Genomic DNA, 17696 nt, shown 5'->3' with positions numbered 1-17696 from the left:
CGGGACGCCGCCATCGTGTGACGCCTGCGGTGCGGTGGCGGCGACGCGGGTTTCATTGACATCCTTCTTTTGGTACGTCGAAGATGGGAGCGCTCCCAACATCCCCCTCGTTCGTGGAGACCCCGTGAAGATCCACTCCCTGGCCGGCGCCGTCCTGCTCGCCGCCGTGACCGCCGTCCTCCCCCTGCCCAGCGGCGCTTCCGCCGTCGCGGCCGCCGACACCCGGATCGACATCGACGTGCGCGCCGGCCTCGCCACCATCGGCAGCACCGCCGTCGGCGTCAACCACGCCATCTGGGACTCCCAGCTCGGCACCCCCGCCGTCGCCGACCTGCTCGCCGACGCCGGCGTGAACATGGTGCGCTACCCGGGCGGCTCCTACGCCGACATCTACCACTGGCGCGACCACACCGCGCCCGGCGGTTACGTCGCCCCGGACACCGACTTCGACACGTTCATGGCCGGTGCACGGCGTACCGGCGCCCAGCCGATGATCATCGCGAACTACGGCACCGGCACCGCGCAGGAGGCCGCCGACTGGGTGCGGTACGCCAACATCACCAAGGGCTACGGCGCGACCTGGTGGACCATCGGCAACGAGAACTACGGCAACGGCCACTACGGTGCGGCCTGGGAGGCCGACGACCACGCCGACAAGAGCCCGAGGGAGTACGCCGCGAACGTCGTCGCCTACTCGGCGGCGATGAAGGCCGTCGACCCGACGATCAAGGTCGGCGCGGTGCTGACCATGCCCGGGAACTGGCCGGACGGCATCGTCGGCACCGGCGACACCGGCACCTGGAACCAGGAGGTCCTGACCCGCGCCGGGTCGGCCATCGACTTCGTGGACGTGCACTGGTATCCGGGCGGCGGCACCCCCGCCGAGACCCTCACCCGGACCGCGCACATCCAGGACGCCGTCCACCTGCTGCGCGGGCAGATCAGCCAGTACGCGGGGACGAACGCCGACCGCATCCGGATCAGCATGACCGAGACCAACGTCGAGGTCGGCCGCACCACCCAGCCCGGCGCGCTGTTCCTCGCCGACGTCTACAGCGGCCTGCTCGCCCAGGGTGTGTTCACCGTCCAGTGGTGGAACGTCCACAACGGCCTCGGCACCGTCACCGAGGTGGCCGGCGAGACCGACTACGGCGACTACGGGCTGCTGTCCAGCGGCAACTGCAACGCCGACGACACGGTCTGCCAGCCGCCGCTGAACACACCGTTCGCGCCCTATCACGCGCTCTCCCTGGTCGGGGACCTCGCCCGGGCCGGGGACCGGTTCGTCGGGACCGGCAGTGACAACGCTCTGGTCAGCGCCCATGCGGTACGGCGGGCCAACGGCGACCTCGCGGTGCTGCTGGTCAACAAGGATCCGGACGCGGCGCACACGGTCGCACTGAACTACCAGGGCTTCGAGCCGGCCGCGGGGGCACCCACGGTCGCGTCGTTCGGCAACGGCGACGATCGGGTGCAGACCGGGACGGGTGGCAGCGCCTCGGTGCAGACGCTGGCGCCGTACTCGGTCTCGCTGGTCACGGTTCGCTCCGGGCGTACCGGATCAGGATCGCCGAAGGCGCCCGGCCGGCCGTCGGCGACGGTGACCGACCGGACCGCGACGATCTCCTGGCCGGCCGGCGCGGCCGGGCTGAAATACGAGGTGTACCGGCAGAACGGCGGCGTCAGCGAGCAGCTCGGCGAGACCGGCGGCACGTCGCTGACCGTCGGCAACCTGGAGCCGGGCCGCCGGTACACGGTCAACGTGCTGGCCCGGGACGGGTCCGGCCGGCTGTCGCAGGCGTCGCCGCCGCTCACCTTCACCACCGGCACCCCGGCGGACGCCTCCTGCACGGTCAAATTCCGCGACAGCAACGACTGGGGCAACGGGTACGTCGGCACGATCGACGTCACCAACAACGGGACCGACCCGGTCAACGGGTGGACTCTGGCGTTCACCTGGCCGACCGGCTGGCAGAACGTCAGCAGCGGGTGGAGCGCCACCTGGGACCAGGACGGCCGGACGGTCCGGGTGACGAGTGACGCCGCACTGGCCGCCGGCGCGACCGCCAACGTCGGCTTCGTCGGCAACTACAGCGGTCCGAACGTGCTGCCGACCGCGTTCACCCTCAACGGCACGGTCTGCACCAGCGCCTGAGCGGGCGGCCGCTCCGCCGTTCGTGATCGACACGATCGGCGGGGCGGCCGGGTCCGGGGTGAGCCGGGATCGCACGATCATCGGCGGGTAGTGCCGGTCTCCACCGAAACGGCCGCCACCGGCCCGGCCGCCGACGAGCCCGCCGCCAGCGGACCGGTGAGGAGCGCCGCGCCGATCGCCTCCCGCAGCTCGGCGCCGGTGAACGGCTTCGCGATGATCCTGCCGCCGGGCTCCAGCGAGGTGCCGTCCTCGGCGATCAGCGCCTCGGCGAATCCGGAGATGAAGACGACCTTCAGCTGGGGCCGTACGCCGAGCAGGTGGTGCGCCAACTGCCGGCCGTCCATCCCGGGCATCACCACATCGGTGACCAGGCAGTGGATCGGGCCGGGGTGCGCCTCGGCCAGCGCCAGCGCGGCCGGTCCGTCGGCGGCGGCCAGCACCCGGTAGCCGCCCTTGGTGATGAACCGTTCGGCGGCCCGGCGCAGCGGCTCGTCGTCGTCGACCAGCAGCACGGTGACGTCGCCGGCCCGGTCGCGGGTCCCGGTCGCCGGCAGGCCGGACTGCTCCCCCGGCCCGGCGGGTGTCACGGCCGGCAGACAGACCCGCACCGTCGTACCGGTCTCACGCTGCGAGGTCAGTGTGATCTCGCCACCGGCCTGCGTGACGATCCCGTGCGCTGTGGACAGACCCAGACCGGCGGTCCGTACGTCCTGCTTGGTGGAGAAGAACGGCTCGAACGCGCGCCGCTGGACCTCCGGCGTCATCCCGCAACCGGTGTCGGTCACCTCGATCACCGCCGCACCGAGCACCGGGTCCTTCCGGGCGCTGATGGTGACCACGCCGCCGCCGGGCATCGCCTCGCCTGCGTTGCGAAGCAGGAGGTGCAGCAGCCGGTCCAGGCCGCGCCGGTCGATCCGGGCCGACGGCGTGTCCTCGGACAGCCACACGGTGACGCTGACGTTCTCCCCGGTCAGCTCCCGCGCGAACGCGGTGATGAACGCCTTCAGCTCGACGACGACCGGCTCGTTGATCTCCCGGCGGCCGAACGCCAGCAGCTGCTCGGTCAGTTTGGTGGCCCGCCGGCCGCCCAGCGTCACCTGCTCCAGGTCCTCCAGCATGATGGTCGCGGCCGCGCCCGCGACGCCGCCGCGGTCCTTCTCGTCGGTGATGGCGTCGCTGACCAGCTGGGTGAATCCGAGCATCGAGCCGAGCAGGTTGTTGAAGTCGTGCGCGATGCCGCCGGCCATCCGGCGCAGACTGTCCAGGCGTTCGGCGTCGTGGCCGGCCGCCTCCTCCTGCCGCTGCCGGGCCTCGTGGGCGATCCGTTCCTCGGCCGCCACCACGTCGGAGATGTCGTCGACAATGACGACGGCGCCGGCCACGTCGCTACTGGTGTCCGGAAACGGGCGCAGGTGCACCCGCAGCCAGCGGTCGGTCAGGTCCTCACGGATCAGGTGGGTGCGGTACCGGTGCTCGATCGCGGCGGCCGAGGTGGTGCGGACCGCGTCGACGGCCTCGCCGCGTACGGCCGCGTCCAGGCAGATCAGCCAGCCGACCCCGGACAGCCGGCCGGCCGGCTGTCCGGTGATCTCGGCGAGCCGCGGGTTCACGTACGTGGCGGAGCCGTCCGCGCCGAGCAGGGCGATCCCGACCGGTGACGCGGTCGCCATCGCCTCGAACTGCCGTTCCCGGTGCCGCAGCGCGCGGTCCTTCTCGACCAGTTTGGCGTTCACCGCCTGGCTGTGCACCCGGGCGAAGTCGGCCGCGGAGCCGACGTTGACGTCCACCGGCCCGGCGGCCAGCACCTCGTCGACGGCGTCCAGCAGCTCCCGCGGGTCGGCGCCGCGCAGCACCACCCGGGACACTCCGCAGGCGTCGGCGATCGGCCGGGTCTCCGGCTCCAGATAGTTGGCGGTGTAGAAGATGACCGGGGAACTGGCCGTCACCGGGTCGGCGTCGGAGCGCAGCCGGTGCACCAGTTCGAGGCCGTCGATGCCGGGCATCAGGACGTCCGAGACGACGATGTCCGGATGCTGGGCGCGCACCACGTCCAGTGCGCCGACCCCGTCGCTGGCTTCCAGAACATCGTGGCCGCGGCAGCTGAGCAGCATGGTGACCAGGTCACGGTTCTCGGCGACGTCGTCGACGACCAGGACGGTTGCCATGACGGCCTCCTCGTGAGTAACGCTATTCAGAATCTTCCTCTCAAACCGGTTCGAAGGTGGTAACTCAAAGAAATGCCTCCGTTCGCTGCACGGCGTACACCCGCGATGTACCAGTTGGCAGCCGGAGTGCTCGCTCTGGCTCTGGGGTCCTTCCATCCCGCCGGGTGGGGCCTGGCCCCGGCGGGCGCCGCGATGATCGCCATCGCCCACCTCAGGCGGCCCTGGTCACGCCGCATCGCCCTGCTGTTCCCGCTGCTCACCGTGGCGGGCGCGGGCACCGGCCCGACCGCCCCACTGCTCCCGCTCGCCGTCGCGCAGGCTCTGCTGCTCGCCACCCCGCCCGGGCGGTGGACCCGGCTGGCGAGCCAGTGGTGCGCGCTCGCCGCCTCCGGCCTCAGCGTGGTCGAGTGCTACGCGGTGCTCTTCAGCGATCCGCAAGCGGCCCCGCTCGCCCTGACCGTCACGACGTTCCTGCTGTCCCTGGCGACCCTCGCCGCCGGGCGGGAGACCGCGTTCGCCCGCCTGCTCTTCGACAGGTCGGTCAGTGCGGTGCTGACCCGGCGGCTGGTGGGAGCCGCGCTGATCGCCCTGCCGCTGATCGGTCTCCTGCTGATCCGCGGCCAGGACGCCGGCTGGTATCCCGTGTCCACCCGGTTCGCGCTCATGGTCGCCGCCAACGTCACCCTGGTGACCCTCATCGGACTGTTCACCGGCGCCCGGATGGAGGCCACCACCGCCGCCGCCCAGCGCCAGCTCCGCCAGCGCCAGGAGATGGGCAACATCCTGCACCACACCCCCACCGCGTTCTCGGTCAAGGGACTCGACGGCCGCTACCTGCTCGCCTCCACCGCCTTCGAGAAACTGCACGACAGGGCGGAGGGCGAGGTCCTCGGGCTCGCCGACCACGATCTGCACTCGCCGGAGGAACTGGCCGAGATCGTCCGCCGTGACCGGGCGGTCCTCGACCGCGGTCAGGCCATGACCTACGAGGACGAGATCGGCTCCCGTACCTTCGTCACCTCGATCTTCCCGATGCGCGACGACGACGGCACCGTCATCGCCATCTGCAACGCCATCACCGAGATCACCGAGGTACGCATCGCCGAGAGCAAGTTCAAGGGTCTGCTCGACGCTTCCCCCGAGGCCATGCTGTGCGTCAACGCCGAGGGCCGCGTCGTGCTGGCCAACACCCGCGCGCTGAAGCTCTTCCAGTACGAGCGGCACGAACTCATCGGCGCCGCGGTCGAGTCCCTGGTCCCCGCCGCCCTGCGGGCCCGGCACATCGGCCATCGGCGCGGGTACACGGCGGACCCGTCCCCGCACCGGATGGGCAACGGCGCCCGGTTGACCGCCGTCCGCAAGGACGGCACCGAGATCCCCGTCGAGATCAGCCTCGCGGCCGTCGACGGCGACAACGGCACCGTCGTCTTCGCCGCCGTTCAGGACATCACCGACCGCCTCGCCCAGGCCCGGACGGACGCGCAGCTCGCGGCGATCGTCGAGGCGTCCAACGACGCCATCGTCAGCAAGGATCTCGACGGCGTCATCCTCACCTGGAATCCCGGCGCGGAACGCCTCTACGGCTACGCCGCCGCCGAGATGATCGGCCGTGACGTCACCCTGCTGCTGCCGGCCGACCGGCCCGGCGAGGAGCAGAACATGCTCGCCCGGGTCCGGCGCGGCGAACTGATCCGGCATCACGAGACCCAGCGGGTACGCAAGGACGGGCAGACCATCTACGTCTCGCTGAGCATGGGGCCCCTGCGTGACCCGCTCGGCGCGATCATCGGCGCCTCCACCATCTCGCACGACATCACCGCCGCGGTCGAGGCCGAGCAGCGCCTGCGGGTGGAACGCGAACAGTTCCAGATGATCATGACGGCGGCCAGTGACCCGTTCGTCAGCATCGACGCCCGGGGCCGCATCACCGAGTTCAACGGCCAGGCCGAACGCCTGTCCGGCTGGCAGCGCGACGAGGTGATCGGCCTGCCCGTCCTGGACATGATCCTGCCGGTTCGCTACGCCGAGGGCCTGGGCCGGGTCCTCGACGGCCGCTGGGACTGGCTGCTCGACCGTCCCACCGAGATCTTCGCGCTGCGCTGCGACGGCGTCGAAGTCCCGATTGAACTGACCCTCTGGCGCATCGAACGCGACGGCCGGACCACGTTCCACGCCTTCGGCCGCGACATCACCGCCCGCCGGCAGACCGAGCTCGCCCTCGAACAGGCCCGGGACCAGGCGATCGAGATGGCCCGGCTGAAGTCGCAGTTCCTGGCGTCGATGAGCCACGAGATCCGGACCCCGATGAACGGCGTCATCGGTCTCAGCGGCCTCCTGCTCGACACCACCCTCGAGGGCACCCAGCGCCGCTACGCCGAGGGCATCCGCAACGCCGGGCTCGGCCTGCTGTCGGTGATCAATGACATCCTCGACTTCTCCAAGCTCGAAGCGGGCAAGGTCGTCCCCGAACGCATCGACTTCGAGGTGTGGCGGCTGCTCGACGAGGTCGTCGCCCTGGTCGCCGACACCACCGGCGGTCGCGACCTGACCCTCGTGGCGCACTGCGACTCCGAGCTGTCCCAGCCGGTCAGCGGTGACGCCGGCAAGCTGCGCCAGGTGCTGCTCAACCTGCTCGGCAACGCGATCAAATTCACCCAGCAGGGCCGGATCGAGGTCACCGCCGTCCCGGTCGCGGACACCACCGGCCCGGACCTCGCGGTGCGGTTCGCCGTCACCGACACCGGTATCGGCATCGACCAGGACAAACAGCGCCAGCTGTTCGAGCCGTTCACCCAGGCCGACGCCAGCACCACCCGGCGCTTCGGCGGCACCGGGCTCGGCCTGGCCATCTGCCGGGAGCTGGTCGCCGTGATGGGCGGCGCGATCACTCTCACCAGCCGGCCCGGCCAGGGCAGCACCTTCGCCTTCACCATTCCGCTGGGCCCGCCGCAGGACGCCGGCCCCCTGCACCGTCCGGTGCTCGAAGGTCTGCGGGTCCTCGTCGTCACCGCCGACGACGACGAGCGGCGGGAACTGCTCGACAAACTCGGCGGCTGGTCGATGGCCGCGGTCGCCGCCGAGGACGGCGACGCCGCCGCCCGTCTGCTGATCCGGGCCGCGGCCGCCGGCCGGCCCTTCGACCTCACCCTCTGCGACACCGGCACGGCCGCCGCGATCGCCGGTGCGGGCGTCACCCCCGCGCCCAAGATCGTCCGGCTCGTCGCCCCCGGCAACCCGCCACCGGCCGGCGGCCCGTCCCTCACCCGGCCGATCCGCCAGTCGCAGCTCTACGACGTCCTGGTCGACGTCGTCGCCCCGGTCACCGAGCAGACCCTCGATCTGCCGGCCAGTCTGGAGAAGCAGGGCCACGTGCTGCTCGTCGAGGACAACGCCATCAACCAGACCGTCGCCGTCGGCATCCTCGCCCGTCTCGGCTACAGCGCCGACGTCGCCCCGGACGGCCGGGTCGCCGTCGCCATGGCCACCAGCCACGACTATCTGGCGATCTTCATGGACTGCCTGATGCCGGAGATGGACGGCTACACGGCGACCGCCGAGATCCGCCGCCGCGAGCCATCCGGACAGCACATCCCGATCATCGCGATGACCGCCGGTGCCATGCCCGAGGACCGGGCCCGCTGCCTCGACGCCGGTATGGACGACCACGTCGCCAAACCCGTCATGCCGCAGGACATCGCCGACGCTCTGCAACGCTGCGCCGCCGACCGCGCGCCGGCGCCCGAACCGGCCACCCGCCGGCAGATCGAACAACGCCTCGACCTGCTGCGCGCCGCCGCACCCAACCTCGACGACACCGCGCTCACCGGCCTGCTGCGACGCCTGACCGCCCAGGTACCGGCTCTGGTCGACGACGCCTTCCACGCCCTCGCGATGGACGACACCACCGCCCTGCGCAACACCGCCCACCAGCTCAAAGGCGCCGCCGGTAACCTCGGGGCCCAGGAACTGGCCGACGTCGCCGACCGGGTCGAGCAGGCCGCCCTCGCCGGCGACCTGGACACCGCGGTGGTCACGGTCACCGCGCTGCGCGCCGCCGCCGACCGGACCCTCGCCGCGGTCCGCGACATCACCGGCGACCTGTCGGGCAATCGCGCGGCTCATGGCCCGGCCGCGCCCCGGTGAAAGGGGCCGGTAAGTCCAGAACCGCAGGTCGGAAAATGGTTTGCCGCTAGCGCACGACAGTCATTACTGTCTCTTTCACAAGCCACACCGACCAGGGGGATCTCCGATGCAGCGCTGGCAGTATCAGCAGACCGTAGCCACCGGGAGGCGCAGCTAGCGCCCGGCATCGATGCCGCCTCCCGATTCCCGGGACGGCGGCTTTTTTCATTTCCCACACAGGGGTGTGGCGCAATTCGGTAGCGCAGCGGCTTCCAAATCCGAAGGTTGCAGGTTCGAGTCCTGTCACCCCTGCTTTTCCATTCTCTCGTCGTCCAACTGGCAGCGACACCCGGCTCTGGACCGGGAGATCCAGGTTCGAATCCTGGCGAGAGAGCTGTTCCGTCCCGGATAGCTGAGCGGGAGCGCCGACGCTGGAGAGTCGGGACCGGCTGTAAACCGGTTGCATCGCTGAGCGGGTTCGAATCCCGCCTCCCGCACCACCCGGCCGAAAGTCCGGCTGGCTCCCACCGCTGTCTCAGCCGCGCTGAGACAGCGGTGAGGGCCAGCCGGGCCTGATCGCGGCTATCCGACCAGGGAGCGGGTACGGGGTTCGAGCGGCGCCGAGGCGATGCAGAGGACACTGCGGTCCTGCTCCCAGCCGGTCTCGTCCTCGGGGAACAGGTAGTAGATCTCCAGGTCCTCGTTCTCCGGGGTGTCGTACGGCTCGAACGCTGTGGCACATCGCTCGTCGCTCTGCTCCTCGACCACCGTCTGGCCGGGGTACGCGCCGGCCGGGAACTGGAAGACGTGGTAGACCTCGGCCTTGTGCGGCCGGGTGCACGGCACCACCGGCATGTCGTGGACCCTGGACGAGTCGTCGAGGCTGCTGATGCAGTCGCCCGCCTCGAGTTCGGTGGTGCCGGTGTCCTCGATCCCGGCGACCCGGTCACGCATCTCGTCGAGGATGAAGCCGGTCACCGCGACGACGCCGATCACCAGGGTGATGCCGGAGATGACCAGCGCCGCGACGGCGAGCCCGAACCCCTGCTGCCGTCGCCGTCTGATCTGCACGAGCGCCGGGATGCCGAGCGCGAAACCGAGGAGGGTGCCGAGGCCGGGTCCACCGCAGATACTGGCCACCAGAGCACCGATCGCGAGCCCGTTCGGGCCGCTCCGCACGGGCGGCGGATAGCCGGGGAACGGTGGGTACGCCATCGGGGCCGCGTAAGCGGGTACAGCGTCCGGCGCGGCCGGCTGCTGGACGGGATCGGGAGGAACCTGGTTGTGCACGGTCGCACGCTAGTGGCGGGCACCGCCCACGTCACGGCCTGATCGATCTCGACTTGACGTCAGGTGGGCAGGGTGTTCGTGTGGCCGGGGGCGACCGAGGCCTGGACCACGAGGGCGGCGGCGCCGATGCTGGCGGCGTCGCGGGGCTGGGCGGACAGTTCGACCAGGACCGGGTGGCGCTGGCGGGCGTGGGCGGTGCGTTCCAGGTGGGCGCGCAGCTTGCGGGCGTGGATGGCGCCGGCCAGGGCCACGCCGGGGCCGGTGAGCACGACCCGGCCCAGGTCGAGCAGGTTGACCATCGAGGTGACGGCGACGGCCAGACGGCCGGCGGCCCGGTCGAGCAGCTCGTGGGCGGCGGCGTCACCGTGGACGGCGGCGCGGGCCACCGTGTCGTACGCGGTGGAGATGCTCGCCGCGGGGTCGAGACCGAGCCGGCCGTCCGCGCGGGCCGCCTCGACCACGGCCGCCATCGACGCATACCGTTCGACGCAGCCCCGGTTGCCGCACGGGCAGGGCAGCCCGTCGTAGTCGATCGACATGTGCCCGAGTTCGCCCGCGTCGAAGCTGGCGCCACGGAACAGGGCACCGCCGAAGACCAGCCCGGCGCCGATCCCGGTGGACAGGTAGACGCAGCCGAACGCCTGCTCGCGGGAGACCCGCCGGGTCCAGAACTCACCGAGGGCGGCGGCCGCGGCGTCGTTCTCCACCATTACCGGCAGCCCGAGCCGGTCGGCCAGCTCGGCACGCAGGGTGTACAGGCCAGGGGTGTCCGGGCTGCCCGGGTACGGCGTGGGCGCCACGATGGCGAGCCCTTCGACCCGGTCGCGGGGCAGGTCGAGCCCGGCGGTGAAGTCGTCGAACTGGCCGGCGAGCCGGTCGGCGGGCTGCCGCGGCACCACCTCACGCCCGACGACCCCGCCGGTGAGGTCGACCGCCACGCAGGTGACCGTGTCCGGCCCGAGATGGAACCCGATCCCGAACCGGTTGGCGGGCTTGATCGAGATCAGCTTGCGGGGCTTGCCGCGGATCGAGTCGGCCGAACCCACCTCGTGGATGATCCCGTCGGCGATCAGGTCGCGGACGATGTTGGAGATCGACGGCTGGGTGAGGCCGGTCAGGTCGGCGATCTCGACCCGGCTGATCGCCGCCGCGGAGCGGATGACGTCGACGACGAGGGCCCGGCTGCCCGGTCCGGCGGCGGGCGTTTCGCGACGTGCCATCGAGGTAGTGTCTCCGAGTCTCGTGCCGACAGCGACACCCTACCCTGGAGGAACCGGTGCATCGGACCTGGAGGAATCGGTGACTCAGGCGTCCCGGCGGGTCGGTCTGGTGCTGGAGCGCGCGTCCCACGTGCTGGGCGAGGAGGCGTATTACCACGAGTTCCTGGAGGGTCTGGAGCGGGTGCTGGCGCCGGCCGGGGTGTCGGTGCTGGTGCAGGTGGTGACGGACCGGGCGGCGGAGATCGCGACCTACGAGCGGTGGTCGGCACAGGCGCGGGTGGACGGTGTGGTGCTCGTCGATCTGGGGCCGGACGACGAACGGGTCGGCCTGGTGGCGCGGCTCGGCCTGCCGGCGGTGGTGCTCGGCGACCCGTCGACGGCCCAGGGCCTGCCGACGGTGTGGACCGATGACGCCGGGTTCGCCCGGGAGGCGGTCGATTTCCTCGCCGGGCTGGGGCACCGGGTGGCCGGGCACGTCACCGGGCCGCCGGCGTTCGCGCACACCCAACTGCGGCGCGGCGGGCTCCAGGCCGAGGCGGCCGAGCGCGGCATGACGTTGCTGGTGGCCGAGGGCGATTATTCGTACGACGGAGGCCGCGCCGCCGCGCTCGAACTGCTCGAGACCCGTGGGGTACGCCCGACCGCGATCGTCTTCGACAACGACGTGATGGCGCTCGGCGGCCTGGACGCGGCAGCCGCGTGCGGGCTGCGGGTGCCGGCCGATCTGTCCGTGGTGGCGTGGGACGACTCCCCACAGTGTCAGCTCGCGATGCCGGCCCTGTCGGCGATGAGCCACGACGTGGAGCGGATCGGGGAGTTGGCCGCGCGGGCGGTCCTGGCGACGATGGCCGGCGCCCCCGTCGAGGTCTACCAGGCACCTCCCGCGCACATCGTGGTCCGGTCGAGCACGCAAGCCCCCGCCTCCTGACCTCGCATCCCAGCGTGGCCGACTCACGCCCACCGACTACATAAATTATTAATTTAACCTTGACGTGACCGCAACACGGGCACCAAGCTGGGCCCTCAACGGGCGGCCGTCACATCCGCTCGGATCGATCACCTCACGAACGGATGAGCACGATGACCCATAGAAGGCGATTCCTCGGATTCGGCGCGGCGGCCGTGCTGGCGCTGGCGACCGGCTGCACCGGCGGCGCGTCCGAGGAGGGCCCCGCCGACTTCTCCGGCCAGATCACCGGCGACATCACGGTGCTGACCAACCGCACCGACCTGGCCACCACCGCGCTGCCGGAGTACGCGAAGAAGTTCCAGGCCAAATACCCCGGAACCCGGGTGACCTTCGAGCCGGTCACCAACTACGAGGGCGACGTGACCACCCAGCTCAGCTCCGGTGACTACGGCGACGTCCTGCTCATCCCCAACACCGTCGCCGTCGACCAGCTGGGCCAGTTCTTCGAGCCGCTCGGCACGGTCGACGAGATCCGCGCGAGATACCGGTTCGCCGACGAGAAGGCGTACGACGGCAAGGTCTTCGGTCTGTCCCTCGGCGGCGTCGCCAACGGTTTCGTCGTCAACCGGCGGGTCTGGGCGCAGGCCGGGATCACCACGCCGCCGAAGACGCCCGAGGAGTTCCTGGCCGGGCTCCGGGCCGTCGACGAGAAGACCGACGCGATCCCGTTCTACACCAACTACAAGGACGGCTGGCCGCTCAGCTTCTGGAACAGCCAGCGCGCGATCCTCGGCGGCACCGACGTCAACGAGACGTTCCCGGCCGACGCGAACCCCTGGCAGCCCGGCAAGATCCAGCACATCACCGACGGCCTGCTCTTCGACATCGTCGACGGCAAACTCAGCGAGCCCGACCCGCTCACCACCAACTGGGAGGGCTCCAAGCCGATGCTCGGCACCGGCAAGGTCGGCTCGATGCTGCTCGGCTCCTGGGCCGTACCCCAGATGAAGGAAGCGGCGAAGTCCGCCGGCGCGAACCCCGACGACATCGTGTTCTGGCCGTTCCCCTACCAGACCGGCGGGAAGTTCCACGCCCGCATCGAGGGCGACTACAAGGGCGCCGTCAGTAGGAACAGCAAGAACAAGGCGACCGCCAAGGCGTGGCTGGAATGGTTCGTCACCGACTCCGGGTTCGCCGCCGACCAGCAGTCCATCCCGCCGGCCGTCGGCCAGGAGTTGCCCACCACCCTCAAGGACTTCCAGGCCACCGGCGTCGAACTGCTCGAACTCCCGGCCGCGGTCGCCACCAGCGGCAAAGAGGACCAGATCATCAAGGCCTCCGAGATCGACCTGGCCGGCAACATCTACCGGCAGAAACTCGTCGACATCGCCCGCGGCGCCGCGAAGGGCGACAAGGAGTCCTACTTCGCCGAACTGAACAAGCGGTGGAGCGAGGCGCAGTCGCAGGTCATGAAGTGACACTCGCGCAACGCCGCTGGATGCCCTGGCTCTACCTGCTCCCGGCGCTGGGGCTGCTGATCACCTTCACGTACGTACCGGTCGGCAACATGCTGGTCTACAGCTTCACGTCGTGGGACGGCCTGGACGTCACCATGGAGCCGGCCGGCTTCGACAACTACGTGCGGGTGTTCACCGACGAACGCTACTGGCGGGTGTTCCTGGTCAGCGGCTACTACTTCGCCGCCTCGTTCGTGCAGATCGCGATCGCCCTGTACTTCGCGGTCATCCTGTCCTTCCAGACCCGCTTCCGGAACCTGTTCAAAGGGATCCTGTTCTTCCCGTACCTCCTCAATGGTGTCGCCGTCGGTTTCGTGTTCCTCTTCCTCTTCCAGCCGGGCGGCACCCTCGACACGGTTCTCGGCTGGGCCGGGCTGGGCGAGCACACCCGCTTCTGGCTCGGTGACCCGGACATCGCGAACATCTCGCTGGCCGGCACGTCGGTGTGGCGGTTCACCGGGCTCAGTTTCGTGCTGTTCCTCGGCGCCATCCAGTCGATTCCCGGCGAGATCTACGAGGCCGCGGAGATCGACGGCGCCGGCCGGTGGCACCAGTTCCGGCACATCATCGTGCCGGGCATCCGCCGGATCATCAGCCTCTCGTTCATTCTCGCGATCTCCGGAAGCCTGTCGGTCTTCGAGATCCCGTTCATCATGACCGGCGGCGCGAACGGCACCCGCACGTTCGTCGTCCAGGCCTACGAGACCGCGTTCCAGTTCCGCCAGATCGGTCTCGCGTCCGCGATGGCCGTGGTGCTGCTGCTGATCGTGCTGCTCGTGACCTGGATCCAGCGCCGGCTCGTCCCCGACGACGAGGTGACCCTGACATGAAGGCCTTCGCCAAGTATCTGTCCCTGGTGGCAGCGTCGATCGTGGTGCTGCTGCCGCTGACGGTGGTGTTCTTCGCGGCATTCAAGACCCGCGCCGAATACAGCACGTCCGGGCCGCTCACCCCGCCGGAGAACTGGTTCAACTTCGACAACTTCGTGACCGCCTGGTCGGAAGGGCGGATGCTGCTCGGATTCTGGAACACCACGGTCATCCTGGCGATCTCGCTGACCGGCACGATCCTGGTCGGCACGCTCGCCGCCTACGCCATCAACCGGTTCGAGTTCCCGTTCAAGCGTCTCGTCCTCGGGTCGTTCCTGGTCGCGGCTCTCGTTCCGGGTGTGACCACGCAGGTCGCGACCTATCAGATCGTGAAATCGATGGGCCTGGTCAACACCCCGGGCTCGGCGATCGTGCTGTTCCTCGGCACCGACATCATCTCGGTCTACATCTTCCTGCAGTTCATGCAGTCCATTCCGCCGAGCCTCGACCAGGCCGCGATGATGGACGGCGCCTCCCGGTTCACCGTCTACCGGCGGATCGTGCTGCCGCTGATGAAACCGGCGATCGCGACCGTGGCGATCATCAAAGGCATCGCGATCTACAACGAGTTCTACATTCCCTTCCTCTATCTGCGCTCGCCCGAACTCGGGGTGATATCGACGGCCCTGTTCCGTTTCAAGGGGCCGTACGGAGCGCAGTGGGAGACCATCGCCGCCTGCACCATGATCGTCATCCTGCCCACGGTGGTGATCTTCCTGTTGCTTCAGCGGCTGATCTACAACGGCATCACGGCGGGAGCCACCAAATGATCAAAGACCTCGGCGGTACGTGGAACCTGCGCTCCACCGACGTGGACGCCCCGGCGACCGTTCCCGGCTGTGTCCACACCGACCTGCTCGACGCCGGCCTGATCCCGGACCCGTTCCTCGACGACAACGAGCTGAAGGTCGCCTGGGTCGGCCGCACCGACTGGACCTACAGCCGCCCGATCAGCTGGGACGGCCCGGCCCACGACCGCATCGACCTGGTCTTCGACGGCCTCGACACGGTCGCGCGCATCGAGATCGACGGTCGGCTGGTCGGCGAGACGCGCAACATGCACCGCTCCTACCGCTTCGACGTGACCGCCCTGCTCACCGCCGCGCCATCCCCGGCCGCGCAGCCGACCGTCACGCCGCGGCCCGCCGCGAAGTCGGCTGCCACCCAACCCCCCACCGCGCACCCAGACGCCGCCCTATCCCCCGCCGCGCAGCCGGCCGCCGCCCTACCCCCCGCCGCGCAGCCGGCCGCCGCCGGGAACGGCTGTGACCGGTCGGGCGGTGAGCGGGAGTTGAGCGTGCACTTCACGTCCGCCTATACCGAGGCGCAGCGGGTGGAGAGCCTGGTCGGGCCGCGGCCGAACGCGTATCCGGAGCCGTTCCAGTTCATCCGCAAGATGGCGTGCAGCTTCGGGTGGGACTGGGGACCGACCCTGGTGACGGCCGGCATCTGGCGACCGGTCCGTCTCGAGGGATGGAGCACCGCGCGGCTCGCCACGGTCCGTCCACTCGCCACCTACGACGGCGATGCCGGAAGGCTGGACCTGGCCGCCGGCATCGAGCGCACCCGCGATCGCGTTCTGCGCGCGCAGGTCCTGCTGGACGACCGTGAGATCGCCGTCCTGGATGTGCCCGCCGAAGTGGACGGTGTGCAAGCCGAGATCGACGTGCCCGGCGTGACGCCGTGGAACCCGACCGGCTACGGCGAACCCGCGCTGTACATGTTGACGGTCATCTTGACCGATGTTGACGACGGTACTGAACTTGATCGCTATCAACAGTTGACTGGATTCCGCAGCGTCAACATTGATTGCAGTCAAGATGAGGCGGGCACCCGGTTCGTCGTCCAGGTCAACGGTGCACCGGTCCTGGTCAAGGGGGTCAACTGGATCCCGGATGACATCTTCCCGTCCCGGATGACCCGGGCTCGCTATGAACGGCGTTTGCGTGAAGCCGCGGCCGCCGGCGTCAACCTGATCCGGGTCTGGGGCGGCGGTATCTACGAGGATCGTGACTTCTACGAGCTGTGCGACCGACTCGGCTTGATGGTCTGGCAGGACTTCCTGTTCGCGTGCGCCTGCTATCCGGAGGAGGAGCCGATCCGCTCCGAGGTGATCGCCGAGGCTCGTGAGAACGTGCTCCGGTTGTCCCCGCACCCGAGCCTGATCACCTGGAACGGCAACAACGAGAACCTGTGGCTGCGTGACGCCCACGGCTGGGCCGGCGACCCGGGCGGCGATCAGAGTTGGGGCGAGGCGTACTACCTGGTTCTGCTGCCCGGGATCGTGTCCGAAGGTGACCCGTCCCGTCCCTATCAGGCGGGCAGTCCGTGGTCCGGGTCATGGGAGCACGAGCCGAACGATCCCGCGCACCAGACGTTCCACTCGTGGGAGGTCTGGAACCGGCAGGACTACCTGCACTATCGCGACAGCGCGCCGCGGTTCGTCGCCGAGTTCGGCTGGCAGGGACCTCCGGCGTGGCGCACGCTGCGCGACGCGGTCTCCGACGAGCCGATGCGCCCGGATTCCCCGGGGGTGCTGCATCACCAGAAGGCCGAGGACGGCAACGGCAAACTCGCCCGCGGGCTGGCCCCGCATTTCCCGGCGCCGTCCACGGTGGAGGGCTGGCACTACCTGACCCAGTTGAACCAGGTGCGGGCGGTGCGTACCGGGATCGAGCACTGGCGGTCGCACTGGCCACACACGGCCGGGACGATCGTGTGGCAGCTCAACGATCTGTGGCCGGTCACCTCGTGGGCGGCGATCGACGGTGCCGGCCGGTACAAGCCGCTCTATTTCGCGCTCCGCGAGATGTACGCCGACCGCGCCCTGACGATCCAGCCGCGTGACGGGGGTCTGGTGGTGGCGGTCCTCAACGATTCGCCGCGCCCGTGGACCGGTCTCCTCCAGGTCAACGAGGCCGGCATCGAGGTTTCGGCGCCACCCCGCTCGGTAGCGCTCGTCCCGGTACCCGGCGGCGATCTGGTCGTCGCCGAGATGGACGGCGTGCGGGCGCTCTGGTTCGCCGGCGACGTCCCGGCGCCCTCGGCCGGTCCCGTCATCCCGGGTCAGGCTGGGGTGACGGTGCGCGGCGGCCTGACCGATCCCGGCCTGACCGTCACCGCCGAGGTCGTTCCCGGCGGGCTGGACGTTCATGTGCACGCCACCGGCCTGGCCCGGGACGTGCTCCTGCAACCGGACCGGATCCATCCCGAAGCCGTCGTCGATCGCGGCTTCACCACCCTGCTGCCCGGCGAGTCCACCGTCTTCGCCGTGCGGGCCCCCGTCGAACTCGACCCGGGCTCGATCAAGTCGCCGTGGGCGCTGACCGACCTCTGGTCGGCACTCCGGCACGAGGAAGAGAAGCACGAAGAACAAAGGCACGAGGAACGAAAGCACGAGGCACAACAGCACGACGAACGAAGGCATGACTGACGCAAGGAGGTAACA

10 protein-coding genes and 3 tRNA genes are annotated in these 17696 nt (G+C 70.1%); 10 read left to right on the top strand and 3 right to left on the bottom strand.

Annotated elements, in window-relative coordinates; genetic code table 11:
* The first annotated feature begins 124 nt into the window (after nucleotides 1–124).
* Complete coding sequence (locus BC793_RS15585) at nucleotides 125–2155, top strand: cellulose binding domain-containing protein (protein WP_109593232.1); 2031 nt, start codon at nucleotides 125–127, stop codon at nucleotides 2153–2155.
* Nucleotides 2156–2232: 77 nt separating this feature from the next.
* Here the strand turns inward: BC793_RS15585 and BC793_RS15580 are convergent, their stop codons facing one another.
* On the bottom strand, nucleotides 2233–4320 hold the full coding sequence (locus tag BC793_RS15580; protein WP_109593231.1) for an ATP-binding response regulator: 2088 nt from the start codon (nucleotides 4318–4320) through the stop codon (nucleotides 2233–2235).
* Between the two features lie 72 nt (nucleotides 4321–4392).
* Here BC793_RS15580 and BC793_RS15575 point away from each other — a divergent pair, with 72 nt between their 5' ends.
* From BC793_RS15575 to BC793_RS15560, 4 genes are all read left to right on the top strand, one after another.
* Entirely contained in the window at nucleotides 4393–8463 is a 4071-nt protein-coding gene (locus tag BC793_RS15575) for a PAS domain S-box protein (RefSeq protein ID WP_109593230.1), read from the top strand.
* 217 nt (nucleotides 8464–8680) lie between these two features.
* Nucleotides 8681–8754: transfer RNA gene (locus BC793_RS15570), tRNA-Trp, on the top strand.
* Between the two features lie 9 nt (nucleotides 8755–8763).
* Nucleotides 8764–8836 (top strand) — tRNA-Gln (locus BC793_RS15565).
* A 22-nt stretch (nucleotides 8837–8858) separates the two neighbouring features.
* Nucleotides 8859–8942, top strand: a tRNA-Tyr gene (locus BC793_RS15560).
* 82 nt (nucleotides 8943–9024) lie between these two features.
* On the opposite strand, the gene BC793_RS15555 is transcribed toward BC793_RS15560, so the two are convergent.
* Both BC793_RS15555 and BC793_RS15550 read right to left on the bottom strand, forming a co-directional pair.
* On the bottom strand, nucleotides 9025–9732 hold the full coding sequence (locus BC793_RS15555) for a DUF4190 domain-containing protein (RefSeq protein ID WP_146246296.1): 708 nt from the start codon (nucleotides 9730–9732) through the stop codon (nucleotides 9025–9027).
* A gap of 59 nt (nucleotides 9733–9791) precedes the next feature.
* Nucleotides 9792–10952 carry an ROK family transcriptional regulator gene (locus tag BC793_RS15550; RefSeq protein ID WP_109593228.1) on the bottom strand — a complete coding sequence of 387 codons (1161 nt, stop codon included), beginning with the start codon at nucleotides 10950–10952 and terminating at the stop codon, nucleotides 9792–9794.
* 79 nt (nucleotides 10953–11031) lie between these two features.
* Here BC793_RS15550 and BC793_RS15545 point away from each other — a divergent pair, with 79 nt between their 5' ends.
* The 5 genes from BC793_RS15545 (at nucleotide 11032) to BC793_RS15520 (ending at nucleotide 17681) form a co-directional block, all read left to right on the top strand.
* The gene (locus BC793_RS15545; RefSeq protein ID WP_239170034.1) at nucleotides 11032–11880 is read left to right on the top strand and encodes a LacI family DNA-binding transcriptional regulator; all 849 of its coding nucleotides are present in this window, start codon (nucleotides 11032–11034) and stop codon (nucleotides 11878–11880) included.
* 152 nt (nucleotides 11881–12032) lie between these two features.
* Complete coding sequence (locus tag BC793_RS15540; RefSeq protein ID WP_109593489.1) at nucleotides 12033–13340, top strand: ABC transporter substrate-binding protein; 1308 nt, start codon at nucleotides 12033–12035, stop codon at nucleotides 13338–13340.
* Complete coding sequence (locus BC793_RS15535) at nucleotides 13337–14209, top strand: carbohydrate ABC transporter permease (protein ID WP_239170035.1); 873 nt, start codon at nucleotides 13337–13339, stop codon at nucleotides 14207–14209. Before BC793_RS15540 ends, BC793_RS15535 begins: the two co-directional genes overlap by 4 nt.
* Nucleotides 14206–15018 carry a carbohydrate ABC transporter permease gene (locus BC793_RS15530; protein ID WP_109593225.1) on the top strand — a complete coding sequence of 271 codons (813 nt, stop codon included), beginning with the start codon at nucleotides 14206–14208 and terminating at the stop codon, nucleotides 15016–15018. The genes BC793_RS15535 and BC793_RS15530 overlap by 4 nt, the downstream gene beginning before the upstream one ends.
* The gene (locus BC793_RS15520) at nucleotides 15015–17681 is read left to right on the top strand and encodes a glycoside hydrolase family 2 protein (RefSeq protein ID WP_239170036.1); all 2667 of its coding nucleotides are present in this window, start codon (nucleotides 15015–15017) and stop codon (nucleotides 17679–17681) included. Before BC793_RS15530 ends, BC793_RS15520 begins: the two co-directional genes overlap by 4 nt.
* Nucleotides 17682–17696: the final 15 nt, after the last annotated feature.

This window comes from Actinoplanes xinjiangensis (assembly GCF_003148685.1).
Lineage (GTDB): Bacteria > Actinomycetota > Actinomycetes > Mycobacteriales > Micromonosporaceae > Actinoplanes > Actinoplanes xinjiangensis.
This window is presented reverse-complemented; position numbering and strand designations above follow the sequence as displayed.

What these genes read in the sequence shown, in the direction of transcription:
- BC793_RS15550 (WP_109593228.1), bottom strand. Translation starts at nt 10,952, where the DNA reads ATGGCACGTCGCGAAACGCCCGCCGCCGGACCGGGCAGCCGGGCCCTC.
- BC793_RS15580 (WP_109593231.1), bottom strand. Translation starts at nt 4,320, where the DNA reads ATGGCAACCGTCCTGGTCGTCGACGACGTCGCCGAGAACCGTGACCTG.
- BC793_RS15575 (WP_109593230.1), top strand. Translation starts at nt 4,393, where the DNA reads ATGCCTCCGTTCGCTGCACGGCGTACACCCGCGATGTACCAGTTGGCA.
- BC793_RS15520 (WP_239170036.1), top strand. Translation starts at nt 15,015, where the DNA reads ATGATCAAAGACCTCGGCGGTACGTGGAACCTGCGCTCCACCGACGTG.
- BC793_RS15540 (WP_109593489.1), top strand. Translation starts at nt 12,033, where the DNA reads ATGACCCATAGAAGGCGATTCCTCGGATTCGGCGCGGCGGCCGTGCTG.
- BC793_RS15530 (WP_109593225.1), top strand. Translation starts at nt 14,206, where the DNA reads ATGAAGGCCTTCGCCAAGTATCTGTCCCTGGTGGCAGCGTCGATCGTG.